Source organism: Phenylobacterium sp., assembly GCF_030646615.1.
Classification (GTDB): domain Bacteria; phylum Pseudomonadota; class Alphaproteobacteria; order Caulobacterales; family Caulobacteraceae; genus Phenylobacterium.
In genome coordinates this window covers 1-22,925 of the sequence record NZ_JAUSLG010000081.1, presented here as the reverse complement: position 1 = coordinate 22,925, position 22,925 = coordinate 1, and the positions used below count along the sequence as shown (strand labels likewise).

Genomic DNA, 22,925 nt, shown 5'->3' with positions numbered 1-22,925 from the left:
CGCTCCGGCGGCCCTTGCCTTGTCCCCATAACAAATCAAGCCGCCCTGGGTTCCCCTCGGGCTACATCAAAGAGAACGAGACGTTTGAAGACGCTTGACCTGATGATCGCCCGCATGGACGGGCGCTTCGTGGCCACCCGCCTGTTCGCCCTCACCGCCGCCACACTCTGCGCCACCGTGGCCACCAGCGCCGTCGCCAGCGCCGGCGGCGGGGGCGGGATCGTCCAGAGGCTGTCCCAAGCCCAGGTCACAGCGCCGCTGTTCGACGCCATGCGCGGTCCCCGTCCGGTCATCAAACCCATCGTCGCCCGACAGCTGGTCTGGCAAGGCCGCGATGTGGACGGCGATGGGGCGGCCGACTTCGTCAACCCCACAGGCCAGGCGCCGCGCACCTTCGACGCCTATGGTTCAGGCGCGTTCGGCGCCTCCCGCGATGGCGGCCACCGCCACCACGAGGGGGTCGACTATGCCGCCCAGGCCGGCCAGACCGTCAGAGCCCCGATCTCCGGCTATGTGACCAAGATCGGCGTCGCCTATGCCAGCGATCCGGACCTGAAGTTCGTCGAGATCACCAACCCGGCGCTCGGTTACGAGGCCCGCGTCTTCTACATCGACCCCGACGTGAAAGAGGGCCAGGTCGTCGCCCTGGGCGCGCCCATCGGCAAGGCGCGCACCCTGCAGGATCGCTATCCCGGCGGCATGACCGACCACGTCCACCTGGAGCTGGCCAGGACCAAGGCTCAGGCCAAGGAACGCTTCGCCGCCTCCGACGTGATCGTGGCCCGTTACCAGGCGATCGAGACCACCGCCGACTGATCGCCCACGAAAAAGCCCTCCCCCGGCGTCGGGAGAGGGCTTCTTGTCGACCGGATCTAGGCCGCGATCTGCAGCAGGACCCTAGTTGCGGGCCTGGTCCACCAGCTTGTTCTTGGTGATCCAGGGCATCATGGCGCGCAGCCGCTGACCCACTTCCTCGATCTGGTGCTCCGAACCCCGACGGCGGGTGGCCTTGAAGCTGGGCTGGCCAGCCTGGTTTTCGGCCATGAAGTCGCGGACGAAGCGGCCCGACTGGATGTCTTCCAGCACGCGCTTCATCTCGGCCTTGGTTTCGGCCGTGACAATGCGGGGGCCGGTGACGTACTCGCCGTACTCCGCGGTGTTGGAGATCGAGTAGTTCATGTTGGCGATGCCGCCCTCATAGATGAGGTCGACGATCAGCTTCACCTCGTGGAGGCACTCGAAATAGGCCATTTCCGGCGCGTAGCCGGCCTCGACCAGGGTTTCGAAACCGGCCCGGATCAGCTCCACCAGGCCGCCGCAGAGCACGGCCTGTTCGCCGAACAGGTCGGTCTCGCACTCTTCGCGGAAGGTGGTCTCGATCACGCCCGAGCGACCGCCGCCGATGGCCGAGGCATAGGCCAGGCCGAAGTCCATGGCGTTGCCGGTCGGGTTCTGGTGGATGGCGATCAGGCAGGGGACGCCGCCGCCCTTCTGGTATTCGCCGCGCACCGTATGGCCAGGCCCCTTGGGCGCCACCATCAGCACGTCGATGGAAGTCTTGGGCTCGATCAGGTTGAAATGCACGTTCAGGCCGTGGGCGAACAGCAGGGCCGCGCCGTCACGGATATTGGGGGCGATCTCGTTGGCGTAGATGTCCCGCTGCAGTTCGTCCGGCGCCAGGACCATCATGGCGTCGGCCCAGGCGGCGGCTTCGGCGACGGTCATCACCTTCAGGCCATCGGCCTCGACCTTCTTGGCGGTGGCCGAACCGGGGCGCAGGGCGACCACCACGTTCTTCACACCGGAGTCGACGAGGTTGAGCGCATGTGCGCGACCCTGGGAACCATAGCCTACGATGGCGATCTTCTTGTCCAGGATGCGGGCGAGGTCGGCGTCGCGATCATAGTAGACGCGCATGATTGTTCTCCTGGGACAGGGTTCGGCCACGGAACCGAGCAACGGCGCCGCGGCAAAGGCCGCGCTATCGACCGTTTTTTTGCGCAAAGGTCAAGCGGCGCAACGTCACTCAGGCCCTCTCATTGCACGATCAAGGCCGCTTGCGCCGCAGGCCCGGCCCGCAGACACTCCCCGGCCACACTGGAGAAGCCCATGGACGTAACAGCCAAGCAGGTGGTCGACACCTGGCGGGAAGCCGGCCCGGCCAAGTGGTTCGCCAAGGACGAGGCCTTCGACCGAGCCCTGGCGCGGGACTTCGAGGCTGCTCACCATGCCGCCGCCCGGGGCGAACTCGACGCCTGGGCCGAAGACGCCGGCGGCGCGCTGGCCCTGCTGATCCTGCTCGACCAGATCCCCCGCAACATCTTCCGCGACTCCGGCCACGCCTTCGCCACCGACGGCAAGGCCCGGGCCATCGCCAAGGCCGCCATCTCGGCGGGCCACGACCAGGCGAGCGAGGCGATCCTGCGCCCCTTCTTCTATCTGCCCTATGAGCATTCCGAGGACATGGGCGACCAGGACGAAGCCGTGCGGCTGTGCGCGGCCCTCAAGGCGGCCGAGGGCGACGCCGAAACCCTGAAGTGGGCCGAACTGCACCGGGACATCATCGTGCGCTTCGGCCGCTTCCCTCACCGCAACGCCGCCCTCGGCCGCCGCACCACGCCCAGCGAGCAGGCCTTCCTCGATGAGGGGGGCTTTGCGGGTTGAGACACCTGTGGGCCGACCGCCGCAGGGCCTTGCCGCCCCGCGCGGAGCCTGCGCGAATCATGGAAAGCTGGCCCTCTGAATTCGACGCGAAAGCCTCGCCCGTGAACGCTCACGTCTCCCCGTCCCGCGCCGAACATCCTGAGCGCCAGTATCTCAACCTGCTGGCCGACATTCTGGAAACCGGCGTCCAGCGCGGCGACCGCACCGGCACCGGCACGCTGGGCGTATTCGGCCGCCAGATGCGCTTCGACCTGGCCCAGGGCTTCCCGCTGCTGACCACCAAGAAGCTGCATCGCAAGTCGATCATCCTGGAGTTGCTGTGGTTCCTGCGCGGCGACACCAATGTCGGCTGGCTACAGGAGCGGGGCGTCAGCATCTGGGACGAATGGGCCGACGAGGGTGGCGAGCTTGGCCCGGTCTATGGCAAGCAGTGGCGATCCTGGACCGCCCCGGACGGCCGGGTGATCGACCAGATGGCCAATGTGGTCGAAAGCCTGAAGACCACGCCGCATTCCCGCCGGCACATTGTCAGCGCCTGGAACCCGGCCGATGTGGACGACATGGCCCTGCCGCCGTGCCACTGCCTGTTCCAGTTCTTCGTGGCCGAAGGCCGACTGTCCTGCCAGCTCTATCAGCGCTCGGCCGACGTGTTCCTGGGCGTGCCCTTCAACATCGCCAGCTACGCCCTGCTGACGATGATGGTGGCCAAGGTGACAGGCCTGGAGCCCGGGGAATTCGTCCATACCCTGGGCGACGCCCACCTCTATCTGAACCACCTGGACCAGGCCCGTGAGCAGCTGACGCGGGAGCCCTACCCCTTCCCGACCCTGACGCTGGCCGACAAGCGCGACCTGTTTTCCTTCGACTACGAGGACTTCAAGGTCACTGGCTACAAGGCCCACGACAAGATCGCCGCGCCCATCGCGGTCTGAGGACGCGCTAAGGCCTTTGGGCCGACGGTCTGATTCAAGTCGCCTGCAGCCTCACCGCGTCCAGCTGACGACGGGCCGAATGCGGGACCTCGCGAAGGGGTCCGCCAAAGCGAAAGCCGAAGGTCAGGCGGCCGCCCTCGGGCGCCAGGGCGGCGGCCTGGGCCGCCCAGGGTCCGCTGCGGCCGAGCTGGCGGTCGCGATCCACCATTTCCGGCAGCTGGTTCAAGGGGTGGCCAGCCAGGCCCGCCCCGGTGAGGGCCAGGTGCAGCCGCTGCCAAAGGCGCCCCACCGCCAGCTGGGCGTTGCGGTCATCGAGGTCGTCCACCAGCATCCAGCCGAAGCCGCCGGCCCCCTCGACCTGACGGCGTGTGGAGTCGAGCCAATAGCCGCCGGCGGTGGCGGCATCCATGGGCGGCAGCATCTGTCCCAGGGCGCTCATGACCGGGGACAGGCCCGAGGTGGCCACGGCGACGCCGTCGCGGTGGCGGGCCACGTCCCGGGGGTTATGGCGAAACCACCTGTGGCCGTCGCCGCTCATCTCGGCGTCGCCGTTGATCGCCTCGGTGGCCGACACGGTGGCCGCGGCAAAGGCCTGACCGGCGTCGGAGTCCCGAGGGTGGATCGCCAGCCGCACCCCAGGCGCCTCCCCGGCCAGGCTCAACACCTGCTGCAGGGTTTCCAGCGGCACGGGGGCCGGATCATAGGACGCGCGGTTGGTGCGCCGGGCCGACAGGCCGCTGGCCAACGGGTGAGGCGTGGGATCGACGCGGCTGATCGCCGCCTCGATCCGCCCGGCGCCGGCCGGCCCGGTCTGGACCACCTGGGGTTCGCCCAGACGGAAGCCGAGCCCCGGCGCCGCCACCTCGGCGCAGGCCACAGCCCCGCCCAGTCCTATCCACATCTCCCGCCGGAACGGATCGAAGGCGCCGAGATGGCGGTTGGGATCTGCCTCGACCACGAACAGGGTCTCGTCCGCCCCGAGGCGCCAGGGTTGGGTGTTGTGAGGATTGGACGCCAGGATCGCAGCCGCCAGCAGGCCCTCCGCCGCCCCGGGCTTCTGCCCCTCCAGCGCGTCCCAGGCCTCGAACGGCGACGGATCGCTGGGGAACAGGCCGACATTACTGGCCCGGTAAGCGGCGGCAGCGCCGCCGGCCACGACCACGCCCGCCCCCGTGAGGCCGGCTGTCCGCAGGAAGCGCCGTCGATCCATGGTCCATCCTCCACCCGTGTGGAGACCTTATGGGCGCGTTTCATCCATGCCCATTGACGCCGATCAAGCTCCCCCGGGCCCTTAGGGTCGCGCGCCCCTCCTCTGGGGCGTGAGCGGCTCTCCCACCCGCCATCGCGACGGCCTGAGCCTTCCCTGCGAGCCGTGGGTCGGGTAGGTCCGGTCCATGGCTCGCATCCTCCTCACCGCCGGTCCCATCGCCCGCGCCCGCAATGGCGTCATCGGTCGCGAGGGGGGCCTGCCCTGGCGGCTGAAGAGCGACCTGGTCAACTTCCGCGCCCTGACCCTGGGCAAGCCGGTCATCATGGGCCGCAAGACCTGGGACAGCCTGCCCAAGAAGCCCCTGCCCGGCCGCACCAATATCGTGCTCAGCCGCGACGGGTCCTTCGCACCGCGGGACGCCCTGGTGTGCGAGGACTTCACCGAGGCGGTGCAGATCGGCCGGGAGATGGCCGAGGATGACGGGGCCGAGGAGGTGTGCGTGATCGGCGGCGCCTCCCTGTTCGCCCTGGCCCTGCCCCGCGCCCAGCGGATCTATCTGACCGAGGTCGAGGCCGAGGTGGAGGGCGACGTGGTCCTGGCCCCCTTCGACGAGGGCGCCTGGACCGAAGTCTCCGCGGTGCGTCATCCGGCCGGCGAGGATGATGAATATCCGTTCGTCCTGCGGGTTCTCGAACGCCGCTGAGGCCTCTCGAAGCCCCTGGCCCTTACGCCACGGCGCCGGCCATACTCCCCTCAACAAGAATGAGGAGGACGCCCATGGACATCGAACTGGTCTGCGAAGGCCTGGAATTTCCCGAAGGCCCCATCGCCATGGCCGACGGCTCGGTGGTGCTGACCGAAATCAAGGCCCAGCGTCTGTCGCGCATCACCCCGGACGGGCGCCGCGAGACCCTGGTGGAGACCGGCGGCGGCCCCAATGGCGCGGCCATCGGTCCGGACGGGGCGATCTACATCACCAACAATGGCGGCTCCTTCACCTGGCCACAGCAGGATGGCCTGACCATCCCCGGCCCGACGCCGGCCAGCCATACCGGCGGGCTGATCCAGCGCTACGATCTGAAGACCGGCGACCTCACCACCCTCTACGAGGCCTGCGAGGGCCGGCGGTTCGTCGGCCCCAATGACCTGGTCTTCGACCGGCAGGGGGGCTTCTGGTTCAGCGACCATGGCTGCTCCACGCCCGAGGGCCGCAAGTTCGGGGCGCTCTACTACGCCAAGACCGATGGCAGCCATGTGGCGCGGCTGCGCGACCACCTGATCTCGCCCAATGGGGTGGGTCTCTCGCCGGATGAGGATGTGGTCTATCTGGCCGACACCCAGCTTGGCCGGCTCTGGGCCTTCGATATCGAGGCGCCGGGCCAGTTGAAGGCGCAGGCCGGGTTCGGCCCTGGGCGGGTGGTGGCCAACCTGCCCGGCTATCAGCTGTTGGACAGCCTGGCGGTGGAGGCGGGCGGCAAGGTCTGCGTGGCGACGATCATCAACGGCGGGATCACCGCCTTCGACCCCTCGGGCGCGACCGAGCACTTCCCGGTTCCGGATATGATCGTGACCAATATCTGCTTCGGCGGGGCCGATATGCGCGATGCCTGGATCACCGCCTCGGCCACCGGGCGGCTCTACAAGGCCCGCTGGCCACGGCCCGGCCTGAAGCTCAACTACAACGCCTGAAAACGGGGCTCTGCAGGCCCGGCGAACGCCGGGCCTGCGAACCTCAGTCGATCTGGCCCTAGTAGAGCTTGGCCATGGCGGCCCGTTCGAAGGGCGCCAGTTCGGCGGTGCGGCCTTCCTTGACCTTCCTGGCCCATTCGGGGTCCTGCAGCAGGGCGCGGCCAACGCCCACTAGGTCGAACTCGTCCCGCTCCAGGCGGTCGAGGAGCTTGTCCAGGGAGGCGGGCTGCGACCCCTCCCCGGCGAAGGCGGCGATGAATTCCCCATCAAGGCCGACGGAGCCGACGGTGATGGTCGGCACGCCGGTGAGCTTCTTGGCCCAGCCGGCGAAGTTCAGGTCCGAGCCTTCGAATTCCGGCTCCCAGAAGCGCCGTTGCGAGCAGTGCAGCATGTCGGCGCCGGCCGCCGTCAGCGTCCCGAGCCAGGCTTCCATCTCCTTGGGATTGGCGGCCATCTTCACCTCATAGTCCTGCTGCTTCCACTGGCTGATCCGGATGATCACCGGATAGTCGGGACCCACAGCCTGGCGCACGGCGCGCAGGATGTCGGCGGCGAAGCGGGCGCGGCCAGGCAGATCCTTGGCCCCATAGGCGTCCTCGCGGACATTGGTGCCGTCCCAGAAGAACTGGTCGATCAGATAGCCGTGGGCGCCGTGCAGTTCGACGGCGTCGAAGCCGAGCGCCTTGGCGTCGGCGGCGGCCTGGGCGAAGGCGGCGATGGCGTCGGCCACCTCCTCGTCGGTCATGGCCTCGCCAAACTGCTTGCCGGGACGCGACAGGCCTGAGGGGCTGTCATAGGGACCGGACGGCGCCCACTCCGGATCGCGGGTGCGCACGGCGCCCACATGCCACAGCTGGGGGGCCATCTTGCCGCCGACCTCGTGGACGGAGTCGATCACCCGCTTCCAGGCGGCGAGCTCGGCCTCGCCGTGGAAGCGCGGCACGTTCTTGTCATTGACCGAGGCCGGGCGATTGACCCCCGTACCCTCGGAGATGATCAGGCCGACATCGGCCTCGGCGCGGCGGCGGTAGTACTGCGCCACCTCTTCGGTCGCCACCCCGCCCGGCGAGAAGGACCGCGTCATGGGCGCCATGACGATCCGGTTCTTGAGGTGCAGGCCCTTGTAGCTGAAAGGGCGGAAGAGGGCGTCGACGGCCATGGGAACTCCATTCAAACGTTCGTTCGAACCGAACCTAAGGACAAGTCACCCCAGCCGTCACTGTAGAAATTCTGTCAGCGGCCCCACGGCCGGCCCAGACATGCGAAAGCCCGGGACCTGCGGTGGGATCCCGGGCTCTTCAACGGGTTCTGAGTGAGCCTACTGAACGGCGTCGAGGTATTCGATTTCCGGACGGCCGGCGAGGCAGGGGCCCATCTTCGGGCCGGCGGCCTTGAAGTACTCGCTCTGGCCGTGGGCCTTGAGCGCATCCTCGTTGGCGTAGAGCTCCAGCACCTTGTAGGTCCCGGCCTCGGTGCGGCTCTTGGTGAGCTGGTAGGCGATGCAGCCCGGCTCGTTGGCCTTCACCTGGGCCATGAGGTCCTTGAACACCGCCTCGAACTCGTCGCCCTTGCCGTCCTGGACCTTGAGGGTCGCCACTACGCCGATCATTCGCTTCGTCTCCCAACGATTGTTTGAATCGAGGGTAGAGGCCGGCCCGGCGAGGGGCAAGCGCCGTAGCGCGCAGATCAGGTCTCAGGCGAGTCTAGGCGCGCTCGTTCCAACCATAGGCCACCCAGCTGTGGCCGCCCAGATGGCGGGCTTCGAGGATCCCGTCATCCTCCGGCGCGCTCGACCTGCGTCGGCCCAGACGACTGGCCCGCACCGCCAGGGCGACCAGCGCCACCAGGGCGCTGAGCACCAGGCCGAAGACCACCACTGTGGCGGCGAAGACGAAGGCCAGGACCACGCCGACCACGACGGCGACGGCCGCCGCGATCGCGCCGCCGGCCGCGGTGAGGCTTTGAAGGGCCGACTTGCCGCCCTGAGGGTCCTGCTGAGCCATGGTCTTCTCTGGTCGCTCCATCTGGAGGGCTAACGAATATGTTCGCCTTACGCTCCCGAACGTCAATCTCCGAAGCGAAGGTGGCGACAGGATGACGCTTTATGCGCCGACCAGCGCCATTTCGCGGCGTTCTCGCATCGCCGCCTCGAAGGCCGAGTTGATCGCCTTGGCCTTGGCCTCGGCGACCTCGATGAACTCCTGGGGCAGGCCCCGGGAGCGGGCGCGGTCGGGGTGGTTCTCGATCAGGGCGATCTTCCAGGCCGCCCGCAGCTGATCGTCGCTGGCGTCGTGCGGCGCGCCGAGTACGGCATAGGGATCATCGGCGCCCAGGCCGAGATGCGTCGCCTTCAGCCGCCGGAACACCAGCTCGGAGAAGCCGAACAGTTCGGCCACCCGCTCCAGATAGGCGAGTTCGTCATCGGTGACGGCCCCGTCGGAGGCGGCGATGTGGAACAGGCCGTCCAGCACATCCTCAAGGATTTGGGGACAGTTGCGATAGCGCCGCGACAGACGCCGAGCATAGCTCTCGAAGCCGCGAGTGGTCTGGCGGGCCAGATTGTAGAGGCGCCGGATATTGGGCCGGGAGGCCTCATCGGACTGGAAGACTTCGGAAAAGGCGTCAAACTCCGCACGTCCCACCTCGCCATCGGCCCGCGCCAGCTTGGCGCCCAGGGCGGTGACAGCGGTCGAGAACGCAGGATCCTGCCCCGGCAGGCCGGCAGGGCAGTCGGGGCACTCTGCCGCGTCGGGGAGACGGACGGCAAGGCCAGCGATTTTGCGCCAGAAACTCATTGGTCTAATGCCACAAGCCTTAGGAAGAAGGCGTCCTGATGACAACGCCAAACCAGCATGGGGCGGGTTAAGTTTTGGACAGACTCTGGAGCTTCTGGATCGATCGGGGCGGCACGTTCACCGATGTGATCGCCCGCCGGGACGACGGCGAGGTCCTTACGCTCAAGCTCTTGTCGGCGTCGAACGCCTATGCGGACGCCGCCGTCGAGGCCATGCGCCGGGTGCTCAAGGCCAGCCCCGGCGCCGCCTTTCCGGCTGAAATGGTCCGCGCGATCCGCATGGGCACGACGGTGGCGACCAATGCGCTGCTGGAGCGCCGCGGCGCGCCGACCCTGTTCCTGACCACCCGCGGCTTCGGCGACGCCCTGCGCCTCGGCGACCAGACGCGGCCCGACCTTTTCGCCCTGAACATCGTACGGCCCGAGCCCCTCTACGCCATGGCCGCCGAGGTGACCGAGCGCCTGGACGCCACAGGCGGGGTGGTCGCAGCCCTGGACGAGGACGAGGTCCGCCAGGTCCTGGCCAAGGCCCGGGGGCAGGGCTGCGTCTCCGTAGCCATCGCCTTTATGCATTCGGACCTCAGCGGCGCCCACGAGCGACGGGCCGGCGAGTTGGCGGCGGCGGCGGGCTTCGAGTTCGTCGCCCTCTCCCATGAGGTCTCGCCCCTGCCCCGCTTCCTGCCGCGGGCCGAGACGACGGTGGCCGACGCCTATCTCACGCCGGTGCTGCAGGCCTATGTGCGCCAGGTGGCCGAGGCCGTGGCGGGCGCCCCGCTTTACTTCATGACCTCGGCAGGCGCGCTTGCGCCAGCCAGCGCCTTCCGCGGCCGTGACGCCGTGACCTCGGGCCCGGCCGGCGGCGTGGTCGGCGTGGCCGCCACCGCCCAAGCGGCCGGCGCGCAGGCCGTGCTGGGCTTCGACATGGGCGGCACCTCCACCGACGTCTGTCGCTATGCCGGGCGCCTCGAGCGACGGGACAAGGCCCAGGTGGCGGGCGTTCGCCTGCGAAGCCCCATGCTGGATGTGGAGACGGTGGCGGCCGGCGGCGGCTCGATCCTCACCTTTGATGGCCTGCGCGCCCGGGTGGGGCCACACAGCGCCGGCGCCGATCCAGGCCCGGCCGCCTATGGTCGCGGGGGGCCGGCGACCGTGACGGACGCCAATCTGGTGCTGGGCCGGCTTGACCCGCGCCGCTTTCCCGCCGTCTTCGGCCCGGCGAACGACGCTCCACTCGATCCGGACGCCGCACGCCGGCGCCTGGACGAACTGGCCCGGGCCATGGGCGCCCCCAGCGCCGAGGCCGCGGCCGAGGGCTTCATCGCCATCGCCGTCGAGCAGATGGCCCTGGCGATCCGCCGCATCTCGACCGAACGGGGCTTCGACCCTCGCGAGCACGGGCTGGTGGCCTTTGGCGGCGCGGCGGGCCAGGTCGCTTGCCAGACGGCCCAGGCCCTGGGGGTCACCCGCGTGCTCTGCCCCCGCTTCGGCAGCCTGCTGTCGGCCTATGGCATCGGCCAGGCCCAGGTCAGCGCCCTGCGACAGGCGGGGCTGGAGCTCCCTCTGGATGAGGCGGGTCTTGCTGCAGCCGAGGGCGTCGCCAGCCGACTGAGCGACCAGGCCCGCTGCGACCTGGAAGCCCAGGGCGCAGACGCCGGCGCGACGCAGATCACCCTTCGCCTGCGCTATGGCGGGGCCGATGCGGAACTCCCGGCCGCCCCGGGTCCGGTGGCTGCGGTGCGCCAGGCCTTCGAGACGGCCCACCAGCGGCTGTTCGGTTTCATCGAGGCCGAGCGCGCCATCCTGATCGCCAGCGTCGAGGCCGAGGCGGCCGCCCGCCATGTGGAGGCCGCCACGCTTGGGTCCGAGGGCGCCGCGCCCCCGTCAGGCTTGCCGGCGCCCCAGGCCGCCTTCGTCGTGGATGGCGCGCCGCAACAGGTCCCGGTGATCGAGGCGGACGCCCTGGTCCAACAGGATGGCCCCGCCCTGATCATCCGCGACGACACCCAGATCGCCGTCCTGCCGGGTTGGCGGGCCACGGCGCGGGCCGAGGGTCTGGTCGAGCTTGAGCAACAGGGCCAAGGGGACGCTGGCCTCTCGCTCGCCGGGGCCGACGAAGCCGACCCGATCACCCTTGAACTGTTCAACCGCCGCTTCATGGGGGTGGCCGAGGCCATGGGCGCGGCCCTGGAGCGGACGGCGCATTCGGTGAACATCAAGGAGCGGCTCGACTTCTCCTGCGCCCTGTTCGATCCCGAGGGCGGCCTGGTGGCCAACGCCCCGCACATGCCCGTCCACCTGGGCTCCATGGGCGCCAGCGTGCGGGCCGTGCGCGACCGTCACACCCAGCTCCGCCCCGGCCAGGCCTTCGCCCTGAACAATCCCTATGCCGGGGGCACCCACCTGCCCGACATCACCGTGGTCATGCCGATCTTCGTCGGCGGCGCGGATAGGCCGAGCTTCTATGTGGCGGCCCGCGGCCACCATGCCGACATCGGCGGAATCCAGCCCGGCTCCATGCCGCCCTTTTCCCGCACCATCGCCGAGGAAGGGGTGCTGCTGGACGCCCTGCCGATCATGCAGGGCGGAGCGTTTCTGGAGGCCGACGTGCGCGCCGCCCTGGCCGCCGGCCCCTGGCCTGCGCGGGCGCCGGACCGGAACATCGCCGACCTGAAGGCCCAGATCGCCGCCTGTCGGGCTGGGGGCGAGGCGGTGTCGGCGATGATCGCGGCCTTCGGCGCAGGCCTCGTCACCCAGTATATGGGCTTCGTCCAGGAGAACGCCACGGCCGCCGTGCGGCGCGCCCTGGGCCGTCTCAGCGACGGCCATGCCGACCTGCCCATGGATGGCGGCGGCCGGATCGTCGTTCGGACGTCGGTGGACGCCGAGGCGGGTTCCGCCACCCTGGATTTCCGCGACAGCGCCGACCAGCTGGGATCGAACTTCAATGCGCCCGCCTCCATCGTCGATGCGGCGGCGCTCTATGTGTTCCGCACCCTGGTGGACGACGACATTCCCCTGAACGCCGGCTGCCTGGCGCCCTTGGACATCCGCACCCGCCCTGGCTCCATGCTCGATCCCGCCCCCGGCGCTGCGGTGGTGGCCGGCAATGTGGAGACCAGCCAGCATGTGGTGGATGCCCTCTATGCCGCGCTCGGCGTCATGGCCTGCGCCCAGGGCAGCATGAACAACTTCACCTTCGGCGACGCCACCCGGCAGTATTACGAGACCATCTGCGGCGGGGCCGGCGCGAGCGCGGCGCACGACGGGGCCAGCGGCGTCCACACCCACATGACCAATTCGCGGCTGACGGACCCCGAAATCCTGGAGCGCCGCTATCCGGTCCGCCTCGAGACCTTCGCGCTGGCGCCGAATTCCGGCGGCCAGGGCGCCCGCCGCGGGGGCGACGGCGTGGTGCGGCGGCTGCGTTTCCTGAGCCGCATGGAAGCCGCCCTGCTGTCCACCCGCAGGACCCATGCGCCGCAGGGTCTGGCCGGGGGCGGGCCCGGTCGGCCGGGCCGGCAGGCTTTGATCACCGCGGCGGGCGAGGTAAAGGACCTGCCGGGCTGTTTTTCCATTCAGGTCGAGCCCGGCGACGCCATCGAAATCCAGACTCCCGGGGGCGGGGGATACGGATCGGCGTCGGCCGACTGACCCAGATCTTCCGAGGTGACTCTCCGTGATTTCCCCGCTCCTTTTTGCTCTGACGCTCCTGGCGCAGGACGCCGACGCCGCCCAAGCCATCGCCGCGGCGCCCCCCGAAGCGGCGGCCGAAACCGTCGAAGCGGCCTTCCCGCCGGGCGCGCCCCGCGATCCCTACGGTCTTGTGGCCTGGTGCTATGGCGCCCTATCGGCGCACAAGGGCCTGCGCGACCAGGTGATGCCGGAAGTCACCCGCATCGAAACCGCCTTCCGCCGTCCGGGATCTTCCCTGGCCGACGACCTCAGGGTCTACGACGAGCTCGACGAACTGAGCGCCCGGAATCTCGCCCTGTTCAGCCGCGCCATGGAGGCCGCTGAGAAGGCGAGCCCGCGGCCGATCAACGCCCAGGGCGCCGACGCCATCCGCCGGGGGCGCATCACCTGGAGCCGGGCCGAGGACCTGCCCAAGGCGCGCCTGGCGCAGGAATGGATGAGCTGGACCCTGCCGGCCCGGTGCGAGGCCACAGCCACGGTCCTGGAGCAGCGGGCCGCCCTGATGGGCCCAGCCTTCGACCTTACCGCAGAGCCTGAGGCGCCGGGCGCGGGCAAGCCGGACGTCGCGCCTGAAGACGCCGGCGCAGACCGCGACGCCGTCGTCGAGCAGACCCCAGGCGGCTGATCCGCAAACCTCAGCCCTCGCAAGACAAGTCGCCCCGTCGGCGCGGATTCGTCCCGCCGCGGGGCTTTTTTCTGCGCGGATGACGCTCCGACGCCGCATTTGGCCTCATCCCGGGCAAAAAAGCCGCCTTTGGCCCGATTTCGGGCTTGGTGTGGCGGGAACGTGACAGCGCCATGACTCGCCTCGAATTTTGACGCCGAGACCTTTTTTCATCTCTGTTTTCATTGTGGTTTTTCGAAAACGGTAGACGAATGTCGGGCCGATTTTGGCGTATCACCGCTATATACGTTAACGGCTCGTTTATATCTGACGGAACCGCATTCTATATACAGTGTAATTGAGCAAATACGCCAAATGGCGGTCTTGATTTATTATCCTTCAGCCGTTCATTACGCCCCATCGGATCGGTTTTGATCCAGGATGCTTCTAAAGCTCAAAGGGGAAACGTGTGAGGAGTTCAAAATACTTGTCGACGGCCTCGACCATGGCTGTCGCCCTCGCTCTCAGCCTTGCGGCGGGTCAGGCTTCAGCCCAGACCGAGGTCGAGGAAATTGTTGTCACCGGCTCATTCATCGCCGGTACGCCTGAGAACGCCGCCCTGCCGGTGGACGTCATCAGCGCTGCGGAACTGGAAAAGCAGGGTTCGCCCTCCACGACCGAACTCATCAAGTCGCTGACGATCAGCGGCCCGGTGCTGGGCGACACCAACCAGTTCTCGACCTCGGCCCAGGGCTCCATCGGCGCGGGTTCGATCAACATGCGCGGGCTTGGCCCGCAGCGGACCCTGGTGCTGTTCAACGGCCGCCGCTTCATGTCGACCGACCCGCTGACCGGCGTCGACACCAACCTGATCCCGACCGCGGCGATCGGCCGGGTTGAGCTGCTGAAGGACGGCGCCGCGGCCACCTACGGCTCCGACGCCATCGGCGGCGTGATCAACTTCATCACCAAGAAGACCTTCGAGGGCTTCGAGGTGTCGGGCGAGTACCGCTACGTCGACGGCACGGACGGCGAGTACAATATGAGCGCCGCCTGGGGCTGGCAGGGCGAGCGCGGCAGCGCCTTCGTCGCCGCCGGCTATCAGCACCGTTCCGAACTCGACACCATGGAGCGGGACTGGGCTTACCAGGACTACACCACCAACCCGAGCGGCTGGTCCTTCCTGTCCAACCCGGGCTTCTATGTCGCGCGCCTCGGCGCCGACCTGCCGACCATTCCGGGCACGCCTGATCCCAACTACGGCGACGCCGTGGGTTCGATCCGCGAAGCCAGCTGCGGCGCGGTGGGCGGCTATGAGGGCGTCTATCAGTCGGGCGCCAGCCAGCTGCCGGCCTGCTATTACAGCTATGTTCCCTTCGCCAACCTGATCGAAGAGACCGACCGCTATCAGCTGTACGGTGAACTGAACTTCGACCTCACCGAGACGACCGAGTTCTTCCTCGAGGGCATGTACTCGAAGACCGATGTGCCGAACATCGGCTACTCGCCGTCCTATCCCCCGACCCAGGGGCCGTTCGGCCCGGGCAGCACCCAGTACTTCGCGCCCAAGTCGAACCCCTATGTCCAGTCGTTCCTGGCGGCCAACCCGCAGATCTTCGCCAGCGCGGCGGCGGCGGGCGCCTATGCGGCGCTTCCGGGCTCGGGCCTGCAGCTGACCCTGTGGCGTCCCTTCGCCAGCGGCGGCAATCCGGGCTTCGGCTATGACGGCCAGAAGGGCGAGCGGTCCTATGAACTGTTCCGCATCGCCACCGGCCTGAAGGGCGAATTCGATGTCGCCGGCGGCATCGGCTGGGATCTGGCCTTCACCTATTCGCGCAATCAGGCCTACGGGGTCACCCGCGACATCCTGATCAACCGTCTGGACCTCGCCCTGCGCGGCCTGGGCGGCCCGAACTGCACCGGCAATACGCCCGGCGCAAACGGCTGCGAATGGCTGAACCCCTTCTCCACCGCCTATCCGGGCAACCCGATCCTGGGCGGCGCCAACCCGACCTACAACCCGGCCCAGGCCAACAGCCCGGCCCTGTCGCGCTGGCTCTATGACGACCAGATCGGCGAGACCACCAACGAACTCTACGTCCTCGACCTGGTGTTCAACGGCACGACCGGCTTCGAACTGCCGGGCGGCGTCGTCAACTGGGCGGCCGGCGGCCAATGGCGCTCGTCCGAACAGACCCGTCGCCTGGGCAGCGACTTCTATGACCGCAACATCACGCCCTGCCCCGTGCCGGGCGACACGAGCTGCGCGATCCAGACCGGCCCCTACATGTTCCTGGGGCAGTCGCAGCCCTACTACGTGGACGAGTCGATCTACGCGGTGTTCGGCGAGTTGAACCTGCCCATCCTCGACACCCTCAACGCCGCCCTGGCGGTGCGCTTCGAGGACTACGGCGGCGAGACCGGCTCCACGACCAACCCCAAGCTGTCGATGAAGTGGGACACCACCGATTGGCTGTCCCTGCGCGGCTCGGTCGGCACCACCTTCCGTGGCCCGACCCCGACCGACCGGGCTCCCGGCGGCGCGACGGGCCTGGCGGGCATCCAGGCTGCAGGCAACGCCTTCAAGTCCGTGGACGCCTTCGGCAACCCGTCGATCGGCCCGGAAAAGGCCTTCACCTACAGCGTCGGCGCCGTGGCTGACTTCGGCGACTTCCGCGCCCTGGTCGACTACTGGAGCATCAAGCTGGAAGACCAGATCGTCCGCGTGCCGGCCAATGTGGTGGGCAATGCGGTCGGCAATGGTCCGGGCAACGGCGCCCAGTTCGTCGACTGCGCCGATCCGCTCCGCTACCTGGTGACCTTCTCCAACAACAACGCCTGCGTTCAGGGCGTGACGATGGCGTCGGACATCTCCCGGATCCAGTCGGACCTGGTCAACGGTCCGGAACTGCGCACCTCGGGCATCGACGTCACCCTGGACTATGACTATCCGGGCGATGTCTTCGGCGGCCAGGTCAGCCTGAACGCTACGGTCAGCTACGTCCTCGAATACGAGCAGGACGCCTTCATCCTCAATGGCGTGATGGTGACCGACTCCTACGAGGCTGTGGGCTTCGCCAACTATGATCGCCTGCCCGGCACCATCCCGGAATGGCGCGGCGCCTTCTATGCCGAGTACGACAATGGCCCGCACAACATGCGCGCCACGGTCAACTACATCGACGGCGTGACCGACAACCGCGGCCCGACCGTGGTGAACACCGGCTTCTCGGCGGTCCCCTGCACGGTCGCCAATGCGGCCGCCACCACGGGCTGCCAGCTGGTCACCTTCGGCCAGGAGGTCGATCCGTTCGCGACCCTCGACCTGACCTATCGCGTGTTCCTGCCCTGGAACACCACCCTGACCGCCTCGATCCTCAACGTGACCGACGAAGATCCGTCGGCCTCGCGGATTGAGTATTCCTACGATCCCGCGATCGGGAATGTGTATGGCCGTAACTTCAAGCTCGGTCTGCGCAAGAAGTTCTAAGTCCGGTTACACGGGCTGATCTTTGGGGGCGGCCAGTCTGGCCGCCCCCTTTTTCTTGCCTGCGACAGCGCAGCGCACCATGGGAATGGCGGCGGGTTCTGGCCTTTGCCCCGCGTCGATTCCTTCGCAGCACACGGATTGGCGAACCTGTAGAGGATTGGGTATGGCCAGCCTGAGGTGCGGATCTGGCCTCTTCGGCGCCGCAGCGTCAATTTCCTGGCGGGGTGTGGCGCCAATGCGACAGTTTGGCGTCAGTCGCCATTTTGACGCTGCGTACGATTATCGGTCGTTGATTTATAGCGTCTTTTTTTGATCACACCACACAGCGCGTCGGCCGTATTTGACGGATCGTCGTTATGTATACCTATGTGACATAGTATTTTTGACGCTGCAGCGCAGTTTATTCCCGCGCTTTTCTGGCCGCTCTGCGCAGGAACCTTGATTTTTATCCGCCGGGCACGCCACTAAGCGCGCTGGCGGTCAGATTTGATCGCTCTGCCGCTAAATTAAGCAATACGGGGAAACGCATGAGAAGCTCGCATTATCTGGTGACCGCTTCGGTCCTCGCCGTCGCCACGGCCCTGTCGGCCGGTCAGGCCGCGGCTCAAGCCACAGGCGGCAACTCGCCCACCGTGGTCGAAGAGATCGTCGTCACCGGCTCGTTCATCGCCGGCACGCCCGAGGACGCCGCCCTGCCGGTCAACGTCATCGGCAATGACGAACTGCAGAAGCAAGGCTCCCCCTCGACCGTCGACCTGATGAAGTCGATCCCCGCCATGCAGGGCGTCGTCGGTGAATCCAACCAGTTCGGCGCCGGTCAGACGACGGGCACGAGCAGCGCCAACCTCCGCGGTCTCGGCGCCGAGCGCACCCTGGTGCTGTTCAACGGCCGCCGCATGGCCACCTCGCCTGGCTCCATCTATGTGGACACCAACCTGATCCCGAGCGCGGCCATTGGCCGGGTCGAAGTGCTGAAGGACGGCGCGGCCGCCACCTACGGTTCCGACGCCATCGGCGGCGTGGTCAACTTCATCACCCGCAAGAATTTCGATGGCCTGGAAGTCCAGGCCGGCTATTCGGCGATCGACGGCTCGGACGGCGAGTACAACACCAGCGTCGCCTATGGCCACGTCGGCGACCGGTCCAGCATGCTGCTGACCGCCGGCTATCGCCATCGCTCGCCGCTGTCGACCACCGAGCGCGACTTCGCGATCCGGCCCTACACGGAAAACCCGCAGGGCGGCTGGTCGTCCTTCGGCAATCCCGGCCTGTTCCTGGCCAGCACCAATGGCGGCGCCAGCTACACCAGCCCGGTCACCGACCCGGCGTGTAACGTCATCTCCGGCCCGCAGACCGGCGGCACGCTCTGCCAGTTCCAGTACATCGGCTTCAACAACCTCATCGAGGAAGAAGACCAATGGCAGCTGTACGGCGAGTTCAACTTCGACATCAACGACACCACGACCTTCCACGTGGAAGCCCTCTATGCCGGGCATGACGTGTCGAACGAAGCGTCGTCGCCGTCCTATCCGCCGAACAACTTCCCGTCCTCGACCCTGACCACCAAGGCCCAGGGCAACGGCTTCTTCGTGCCGGCCGCCAACCCCGGCCTCCAGGCCCTGCTGGCCACCAATCCGGGCCAGATCCCGGCCTCGGCCGCCACGGCGGGCCTCTTCACCTCGGTCGCCTGGCGTCCGATCGGCGTCGACGGCAACGACCTGTTCGAGGGTCTGGGCAAGGAAGACAAGCGTCGCTTTGACGCCTACCGGATCTCGGCCAGCCTGAAGGGCGAACTCGAGTTCGGCAGCGGCATCGGCTGGGACGCCTCCATGACCTACATGGACGACACCAGCGACGTCGCCACCCCCGACATCCTGGTGGGTCGCCTTCAGCAGGCGCTGAAGGGCCTGGGCGGCTTCAACTGCACGGGCACGACTCCCGGCGCCAATGGCTGCCTCTGGTTCAACCCCTTCTCCTCCGGCATTGAGGCCAATGCGGTCGACGGGCGGACCAACCCGAACTATGTGGCCAGCACGGCCAACAGCCGCGAAGTCCTCGACTACATTTTCGACGAGTACGCCTATTCGATCCGCTCGCAGCTCTACACCGCCGACCTGGTGTTCAACGGCCGGCTGCCGATCGACTTCGGCGGCGGCGAGATCGGCTGGGCGGCCGGCGCCCAGTATCGCTGGAGCGGCCTGGAGCGTCAGAACAGCGACTTCACCAATGTCGCCGTCAGCCCCTGCCCCGACTCCTCGATCAATCCGGCCGCCACCTGCGTGAACCAGAATGGCCCGTTCAGCTTCTTCGGCGCCCTGTCTGACTACGATCTTGATCAGTCGGTGGTCTCGGCCTTCGGTGAGCTGAGCGTTCCGATCACCAACGACATCACCGCCACCCTGGCGGTGCGTCACGAGGACTACGGCGGCAATGTCGGCTCGACCACCAATCCCAAGGTGGCGCTCCGCTGGCAGGCGGCGAACTGGCTCGCCTTCCGCGCCTCAGCCGGCACCACCTTCCGCGCCCCGCCGATCACCCAGATCACGTCGTCTTCGACCACGTCTCTGGCCTACACCACGGCAGCCGGCGGCTACCGTGCCTATGACACCTTCGGCAACCCGAACCTGGAGCCGGAAGAAGCGGTGACGCTGAACCTCGGCGCCCTGTTCGACTTCGGCGACTTCCGAGCTTCGGTCGACTACTGGGCGTTCGACTTCGAAGGTCCGATCGACAACGAGTCGGGCTCCGATATCGTCAACACCATCTTCCCCAACGGGTCGGCCGGAGCGAACAACTGCGCCAATCCTGAGTTTGCGGCCCTGCTGTCGCGGATCACCTTCACCGGCGCCTGCGGCGCCTCGGCCATCAACCGGGTGCGCATCAACTACGTCAACGGGCCGGACGTGAAGACCAGCGGGATCGACGTCTCGGCCACCTACCGGGCCAGGGATGTGCTGGGCGGCGACATGAACTTCGGCGTCGACCTGACCTACGTCCTGGAATACGCCGTTGACGCCAATGTCATCGAGGGCATCGAGGTTGCGCCGGCCACCGACTATGTCGGTACGATGGACTACCTCGGCTACGGCTCTCAGCCGCAATGGCGCGGGTCGTTCTACACCGAGTACACCCGCGACATTCACAACATCCGGGCGACCATCCGCTACATCGACAACATGGTCGACACCCGCGCGGGCTCGGCGACCTTCTCCAACGGTCCGGACGGTCAGAAGATCGACGCCTTCGTGACCACCGATATCGCCTATCGCGTGTTCCTGCCCTGGGACACGACGGTCAGCGCCTCTGTGATCAACGCGTTCGACCAGGACCCGCCGTTCGCGCGCCTGGACCTCTCCTACGATCCCTTCACGGCCAATCCGCTGGGCCGCTACTACAAGCTGAACGTCACCAAGCGCTTCTAAGACCAGAAGCCATCGGCGATACGAACTGGGGCGGCGCCGCGTGCGCCGCCCCTTTTTCTTGGCCTAGCTCAGGGGGGCGTCAGGGGGCTGCAGGTCGAGAGGTTGACGGGCGCCGCCTCGGTCCGTTCCCACGTCTCCCCCGTGCGCACGAACTCCGCCGCCGCCGAGGTCTGGCGAAACTCCTGGTCGTTGGGATTCCAGGCTTCCCATCGCATGGCGGTCAGGGCCTTTGCGGCCACGCCTTCAGCGGCCTCGGCCTCCGTCAACTCGGCTTCGACCTTGCAGGCGACGCTGAACGCGCGGCAGCCTTCGGCCGCGCCCGGCCCCGCCACCTGCGCGTCGGGCCCTGGCGCAGGGCAGGCCGAACTCGCCACGAGATCGGTGCGCCAGACACGGATGGCCTCATCCAGGCCGGCATAGGGGTCTTCGCTGGCCGCCCGCTCGGTGGAGCAGGCGCCGAGAGCCACAAGGCTGGCGCAGAGCGCGGGATAAATCAGACGTCGCAAGTCGAACCTCCAGGATCGCGCCCGAGCGCCACTGGGGTGGCCGGGCCATCAAGTGAAGTTCAACGCCTCAAGGCCCAGGTGGTGGCCACAAAGATGGGCTGCGGGCGCGCGGCCACGCCGGCCTAGGGCTCGTAGTTCAGGATAGGGCTGAGCCAGCGCTCTGCCTTCTTCAGGTCCCAGCCCTTGCGGCGGGCATAGTCCTCGACCTGGTCCTTCTCGATCCGCCCAACCCCGAAATAGTGCGACTGGGGGTGGGCGAAATAGAGGCCCGAGACCGAGGACGGCGGAGTCATGGCGAAGCTCTCGGTGAGTTCGATGCCGGTCTTCCCTGTGGCGTCCAGCAGGCGGAACAGGGTTTCCTTTTCCGTGTGGTCAGGCTGGGCCGGATAGCCAGCGGCCGGCCGGATGCCCTGGTACTTTTCGGAGATCAGGGCGTCGATGTCGAAGGGCTCGTCCGGCGCGAAACCCCACAGTTCGGTCCGGACCTTGCGGTGCATGGCCTCGGCGACGGCCTCGGCCAGGCGGTCGGCCAGGGCGGCGGCCAGGATGGCGTTATAGTCGTCGTCCGCAGCCTTGAACCGGGCGGCGATGGCCGCCTCCCCGTGACCGGCGGTGACCGCAAACCCGCCGATCCAGTCGGGCTTGGTCCCGATGGGCGCGATGAAGTCCGCCAGGGCCACATTGGCCTTGTCGCCGGTCTTGGCGATCTGCTGGCGCAGGGTGTGGAAGCGGGCGAGTTCGGTGACCCGGCTCTCGTCGGCATAGACCACTACATCGTCGCCATCGGCATTGGCCGGCCAGAAGCCCACCACGCCCTTGGCGGTGAACCACTTCTCCGCAACGATGGTCTTCAGCATGGCCTGGGCGTCGGCATAGAGGTTGCGCGCCGCCTCGCCGACCACGTCGTCCTCCAGGATCTGCGGGAACCGGCCCACCAGCTGCCAGGAGGCGAAGAAGGGCGTCCAGTCGATGTGGGCGGCCAGGTCGCCGAGGTCCCAGGCCTCGAAGCTGCGCAGGCCGGTGAAACTCGGCTTAGGCGGATCATAGTCGGCCCAGTCGATGGAGAAGGCCTTGGCGCGGGCTTCGGCCAGGCTGGAGCGGGCGCGGTTGGTCAGGCCCCGGGCGTACTGCTCGCGGACCTTCACATATTCAGCCGCCGTCTCGGCCTGGATGCGGTCGCGCTCGGTGGGCGACAGCAGACCCGACACCACGCCGACCGCCCGGCTGGCGTCCAGCACATAGGTGGTGGAGCCGGCCTTGTACGACGGCGCGATCTTCACAGCCGTATGGGTCTTGGACGTGGTCGCCCCGCCGATCAGCAGCGGGATGTCGAAGCCGCGACGCTCCATCTCGCTCGCCACGAAAACCATTTCGTCCAGGGAGGGCGTGATCAGGCCCGACAGGCCGATGATGTCGACCCCGTGGGCCTTGGCCTCGTCCAGGATGCGGTCGGCCTGAACCATGACGCCCAGGTCGATGACCTCGTAATTGTTACACTGCAGGACCACGCCGACGATGTTCTTGCCGATGTCGTGGACGTCGCCCTTGACCGTGGCCATCAGTCTCTTGCCGGCGGCCTCACGGGGCTTGCCCTCCTTCTCGGCCTCCATGAAGGGCATCAGATAGGCCACGGCCTGCTTCATCACCCGGGCGGACTTGACCACCTGCGGCAGGAACATCTTGCCTGAGCCGAACAGGTCGCCGACCACGTCCATCCCGGCCATCAGCGGGCCTTCGATGACGTGCAGGGGCCGTTCGGCCTGCTGGCGGGCCTCTTCCGTATCAGCCTCAATGAACTCGGTGACGCCCTTGACCAGGGCGTGCTTCAGCCGCTCGGCCACCTCGGCTTCACGCCAGGCGAGGTCAGGCCCCTTGGCTTCGCTCTTGCCGCCCTTGTACTTGGGCGCCAGCTCCACCAGCC

17 protein-coding genes are annotated in these 22,925 nt (G+C 67.8%); 9 read left to right on the top strand and 8 right to left on the bottom strand.

All coding sequences use genetic code 11. The annotated features are described in order from the left end of the window. Positions 1-84 precede the first annotated feature (84 nt). Positions 85-816, top strand: coding sequence for a M23 family metallopeptidase (locus Q7S93_RS14730; protein ID WP_304714679.1), 732 nt, complete (start codon positions 85-87; stop codon positions 814-816). 81 nt (positions 817-897) lie between these two features. On the opposite strand, the gene ilvC is transcribed toward Q7S93_RS14730, so the two are convergent. Further along, the gene (gene ilvC / locus Q7S93_RS14725) at positions 898-1,917 is read right to left on the bottom strand and encodes a ketol-acid reductoisomerase (RefSeq protein ID WP_304714678.1); all 1,020 of its coding nucleotides are present in this window, start codon (positions 1,915-1,917) and stop codon (positions 898-900) included. A gap of 192 nt (positions 1,918-2,109) precedes the next feature. Here ilvC and Q7S93_RS14720 point away from each other — a divergent pair, with 192 nt between their 5' ends. Further along, positions 2,110-2,664: a DUF924 family protein gene (locus Q7S93_RS14720; protein ID WP_304714677.1), complete on the top strand. Its 555-nt coding sequence runs from the start codon at positions 2,110-2,112 to the stop codon at positions 2,662-2,664. Positions 2,665-2,765: 101 nt separating this feature from the next. Next, the gene (locus Q7S93_RS14715; RefSeq protein ID WP_304714676.1) at positions 2,766-3,596 is read left to right on the top strand and encodes a thymidylate synthase; all 831 of its coding nucleotides are present in this window, start codon (positions 2,766-2,768) and stop codon (positions 3,594-3,596) included. A gap of 34 nt (positions 3,597-3,630) precedes the next feature. On the opposite strand, the gene Q7S93_RS14710 is transcribed toward Q7S93_RS14715, so the two are convergent. Then, positions 3,631-4,806 (bottom strand): hypothetical protein, encoded by a 1,176-nt coding sequence (locus Q7S93_RS14710; RefSeq protein ID WP_304714675.1) that lies wholly within the window; start codon positions 4,804-4,806, stop codon positions 3,631-3,633. Between the two features lie 184 nt (positions 4,807-4,990). Here Q7S93_RS14710 and Q7S93_RS14705 point away from each other — a divergent pair, with 184 nt between their 5' ends. Beyond that, entirely contained in the window at positions 4,991-5,509 is a 519-nt protein-coding gene (locus Q7S93_RS14705) for a dihydrofolate reductase (RefSeq protein ID WP_304714674.1), read from the top strand. A gap of 74 nt (positions 5,510-5,583) precedes the next feature. Next, positions 5,584-6,495 carry an SMP-30/gluconolactonase/LRE family protein gene (locus Q7S93_RS14700; RefSeq protein ID WP_304714673.1) on the top strand — a complete coding sequence of 304 codons (912 nt, stop codon included), beginning with the start codon at positions 5,584-5,586 and terminating at the stop codon, positions 6,493-6,495. A 58-nt stretch (positions 6,496-6,553) separates the two neighbouring features. Here the strand turns inward: Q7S93_RS14700 and Q7S93_RS14695 are convergent, their stop codons facing one another. The 4 genes from Q7S93_RS14695 to Q7S93_RS14680 all read right to left on the bottom strand — a co-directional run bounded on the left by Q7S93_RS14695 (position 6,554) and on the right by Q7S93_RS14680 (position 9,290). Then, complete coding sequence (locus Q7S93_RS14695) at positions 6,554-7,654, bottom strand: NADH:flavin oxidoreductase (RefSeq protein ID WP_304714672.1); 1,101 nt, start codon at positions 7,652-7,654, stop codon at positions 6,554-6,556. Between the two features lie 159 nt (positions 7,655-7,813). Next, the gene (locus Q7S93_RS14690) at positions 7,814-8,104 is read right to left on the bottom strand and encodes a putative quinol monooxygenase (protein WP_304714670.1); all 291 of its coding nucleotides are present in this window, start codon (positions 8,102-8,104) and stop codon (positions 7,814-7,816) included. 94 nt (positions 8,105-8,198) lie between these two features. After that, positions 8,199-8,498 (bottom strand): hypothetical protein, encoded by a 300-nt coding sequence (locus Q7S93_RS14685; RefSeq protein ID WP_304714668.1) that lies wholly within the window; start codon positions 8,496-8,498, stop codon positions 8,199-8,201. Positions 8,499-8,597: 99 nt separating this feature from the next. Beyond that, complete coding sequence (locus Q7S93_RS14680; RefSeq protein WP_304714667.1) at positions 8,598-9,290, bottom strand: J domain-containing protein; 693 nt, start codon at positions 9,288-9,290, stop codon at positions 8,598-8,600. 74 nt (positions 9,291-9,364) lie between these two features. Between Q7S93_RS14680 and Q7S93_RS14675 the strand changes: the two genes are divergently transcribed. The 4 genes from Q7S93_RS14675 (at position 9,365) to Q7S93_RS14660 (ending at position 20,498) form a co-directional block, all read left to right on the top strand. Then, positions 9,365-12,940, top strand: coding sequence for a hydantoinase B/oxoprolinase family protein (locus Q7S93_RS14675; RefSeq protein WP_304714666.1), 3,576 nt, complete (start codon positions 9,365-9,367; stop codon positions 12,938-12,940). 25 nt (positions 12,941-12,965) lie between these two features. After that, a complete protein-coding gene (locus Q7S93_RS14670) occupies positions 12,966-13,607 on the top strand; it encodes a hypothetical protein (protein ID WP_304714664.1) in 642 nt (213 codons plus the stop codon). Between the two features lie 484 nt (positions 13,608-14,091). Then, positions 14,092-17,076 carry a TonB-dependent receptor domain-containing protein gene (locus Q7S93_RS14665; RefSeq protein WP_304714663.1) on the top strand — a complete coding sequence of 995 codons (2,985 nt, stop codon included), beginning with the start codon at positions 14,092-14,094 and terminating at the stop codon, positions 17,074-17,076. Between the two features lie 527 nt (positions 17,077-17,603). Continuing rightward, positions 17,604-20,498, top strand: a complete 2,895-nt coding sequence (locus Q7S93_RS14660; protein WP_304714662.1) for a TonB-dependent receptor — start codon at positions 17,604-17,606, stop codon at positions 20,496-20,498. A gap of 68 nt (positions 20,499-20,566) precedes the next feature. Here Q7S93_RS14660 and Q7S93_RS14655 read toward each other — a convergent pair whose 3' ends face one another. Together Q7S93_RS14655 and Q7S93_RS14650 are read right to left on the bottom strand one after the other, a co-directional pair. Next, positions 20,567-21,004: a hypothetical protein gene (locus Q7S93_RS14655; protein WP_304714661.1), complete on the bottom strand. Its 438-nt coding sequence runs from the start codon at positions 21,002-21,004 to the stop codon at positions 20,567-20,569. 122 nt (positions 21,005-21,126) lie between these two features. After that, positions 21,127-22,925, bottom strand: a 1,799-nt coding sequence (locus tag Q7S93_RS14650) for a vitamin B12 dependent-methionine synthase activation domain-containing protein (protein ID WP_304714660.1), incomplete at its 5' end; no start/stop codon positions are given.